Origin of the sequence: Streptomyces sp. RP5T, from assembly GCF_003933965.1 — a bacterium.
GTDB lineage: Bacteria > Actinomycetota > Actinomycetes > Streptomycetales > Streptomycetaceae > Streptomyces.
The window spans coordinates 1-2,545 of the sequence record NZ_RSAJ01000873.1; the positions used below are offsets into that span (position 1 = coordinate 1).

Sequence of the window (2,545 nt, forward strand, 5' to 3'; positions counted from 1 at the left end):
CCCCGGAGCCCACCCAGGTGGTGCGGACCGTCGAGGTACCGGTGGGCGGCGGTCTCCGGCTGGGCCGCAAGGCGTGGCTCGGGCTCGGCGCGGCGGTCGTCGCGGCCGCGCTGGCGGCGTACCTGGTCGTCGCGGACCCCTTCGCGGGGCCGCTGCCGGACGGCTGGACGAAGAAGCACACCAAGGACGTGGCCGCGACGCTGGCGGTGCCGGTCGACTACCAGCCCACCACGCCGGACCGGAAGACGGACAAGACCCACTGGATCACGTACTCCGACTACAGCGGCAGCATCTGGATCGGCCTGCGCCTGGAACGGAAGGCCGAGGACACCGCGAACAACATCGCGGGCTCGGCGGCGGCCGAGATGTACGACGACGACAGCAGGTTCAAGGAGAGCGGCGACTACGACCTCAGCATGCCGGACACCGCGCGGACCCGCCCCGAGGAGAAGACGTACGAGGGCAGGAAGGCCGCCGGGACCATGGTCACGTACACCACCACGGACAGCCAGAACCCCCGCCCGCGCGAACTCCAGATCTTCTACTACCGGACCACCACCGGCGACCTGTACAAACTCACCGTCAGCTACCCGGGCAAGGGCGACTTCACGGGAAGGGGGCGGGAGGTGGCCCGGACAGCCATCGCGAATCTGGGGGTGGACCGGCTCTGACAGGTGTCCGACCGGTCTGAACGGTGGGCGAGTTCGTCTTCGTCCGCGGGCTGACGCAGGGGTTCGGGGGTGTGTGGCATGGGTGAGGCGAGCAGGGCGGCACGCGCTGTCGTCGCGCAGTACGTGCGGGACGGGTTCGTCGCGCCGGAGAGCGCGGAGCTCACCGAGTTCCAGGTCTGGGACCGGATGACCCCGGGGCGGGTGCTGCTCGTCGCCCTTCAGGTCCTCCTCGGACTGCGCGCGGAGGACGGCAGGGCCGACCTCGGCCGTGCGGTGTCAGGACTGAGCGAGGAAGAGGCGGGGCTGATGATCAGAACCCTGCTGGGGGACAGGACGGCGGCCCTGGAGGCCTCACGGCGCGACCTGATCACTCTCGACCGGCTGCTGGGGCTGCTGGCCTCCGTGATCGCCGAGGAGTCGCTGTCAGAGGAGGAGGTGGACGCCCTGTTGGAGGAGGCGGAGGAGAGCTGCCTTGCCGTCGGACCATGGGACGAGAGGGACGAACGTCGGCCCCGGAGCAGCGAACTGCTCGATCTCGGGGGCCTGTTGGTGCCGACGGAGCCCGGTCTGAAGATCGACCTCATGTCGTCGCGACGGGACGGCTCCCTCGTCGGCGTCACTCTCGTCCGCGGCCGGACCGCGATCCAGCTCCAGGCGTTCCGTGCGCTCGGGGACACCTCCTGGGCGACCGTCCGTGAGGATCTGGCGCGTAAGGTGCGCGACTGGGGCGGCCCCGCGGAGGAGCGCGTCGGGCCCGCGGGGGCCGAACTCCAGGCCGTAGTGCGGATCCAGGGGCCTCCCGGAAAGGACCGTCAGACCACGCGGGTGCTGGGCCACGACGGTCCGGGGTGGATCCTGCGCGGCTTCGTGACGGGCGTCGGCGCGGAGCCCGACAGCACCGAGGCGTGGCCCTACGACACCTTTCAGGGGACCGTCGTCCGGATGCCCGCCGAGGAGCAGGGCACCGGCCCCCTCATCCGGCTGCGCCGGCCCGAGTCCGGTGTCTGAGCCCGCCGCTTAGACAAGGGCATGACGCGCACGGTACTCATGTGCCATGAGTGAAGACGGCGAACACCCGCCCGACGGACGTCTGATCGGTGGGCGGTACCGGCTCGTCGAGCGGCTCGGGTCCGGGCCGGGCGGCACGGTGTGGCGGGCTCGCGACGAGCAGGGCGAGCGGGAAGAGCGGTACGTCGCCGTCAAGGAGCCCCGTCCGACCGGGGATCCGGAGGACGAGGAGCGGCGGCGGGCCATGCGCCGACTGCCGCACGAGGCGCGGGCCGCGGCGCAGGTCGACCACCCGGCGGCCGTCACGATTCACGACGTACTCATCGACGGCGAACTGCCCTGGATCGTCATGGAGTTGGTCGAGGGCGAGTCGCTGGAGGCCGCACTCGCCGGGCGCGGGCCGCTGGCCGACACCGAGACCGCCCGGATCGGGCTCGCCGTCCTCGGCGCGCTCCACGCCGCCCACCGCGTCGGCATCGTCCACCGCGACCTGAAGCCGTCCAACGTCCTCCTCGGCGCCGGCGGCGAGCGTGTCGTCGTGACCGACTTCGGCATCGGCGCCGCCGGACGGGGCGACGCCCAGGAGAACACTGCCGGTTTCGCCGCCCCGGAGTACGGCTCGGGGCGGGTCGCCGGGCCCGCCTCCGACCTGTGGTCGCTCGGTGCGCTGCTGAGCTCGGCCGTGGCGGACCGGGCGGCAGCCGGCCCCCTCGGTTCGCTTCTGGAGCGGCTCCTCGCCCCCGAGCCGGAGGACCGGCCGACCGCGGAGGAGGCCGCCGAGGTGCTGGCCGAGGTCGCCGGGACGAGTCCGCCGGCGTGGGCCGCGGAGACGCGCACCCCGCCCCGGACGGTCCGGACAGCCGTTT

General features: G+C 72.7%; 2 protein-coding genes and 1 pseudogene. All 3 read left to right on the forward strand.

Annotated features, from left to right (window positions below; genetic code table 11):
- Nucleotides 1-671 (forward strand): annotated as a pseudogene (locus EHS43_RS42285) (serine/threonine protein kinase); the annotation flags it as partial.
- 78 nt (nt 672-749) lie between these two features.
- The gene (locus EHS43_RS42290) at nt 750-1,679 is read left to right on the forward strand and encodes a DUF3710 domain-containing protein (RefSeq protein ID WP_125195778.1); all 930 of its coding nucleotides are present in this window, start codon (nt 750-752) and stop codon (nt 1,677-1,679) included.
- A 46-nt stretch (nt 1,680-1,725) separates the two neighbouring features.
- Nucleotides 1,726-2,545, forward strand: an 820-nt coding sequence (locus EHS43_RS42295; RefSeq protein WP_148104271.1) for a serine/threonine-protein kinase, incomplete at its 3' end; no start/stop codon positions are given.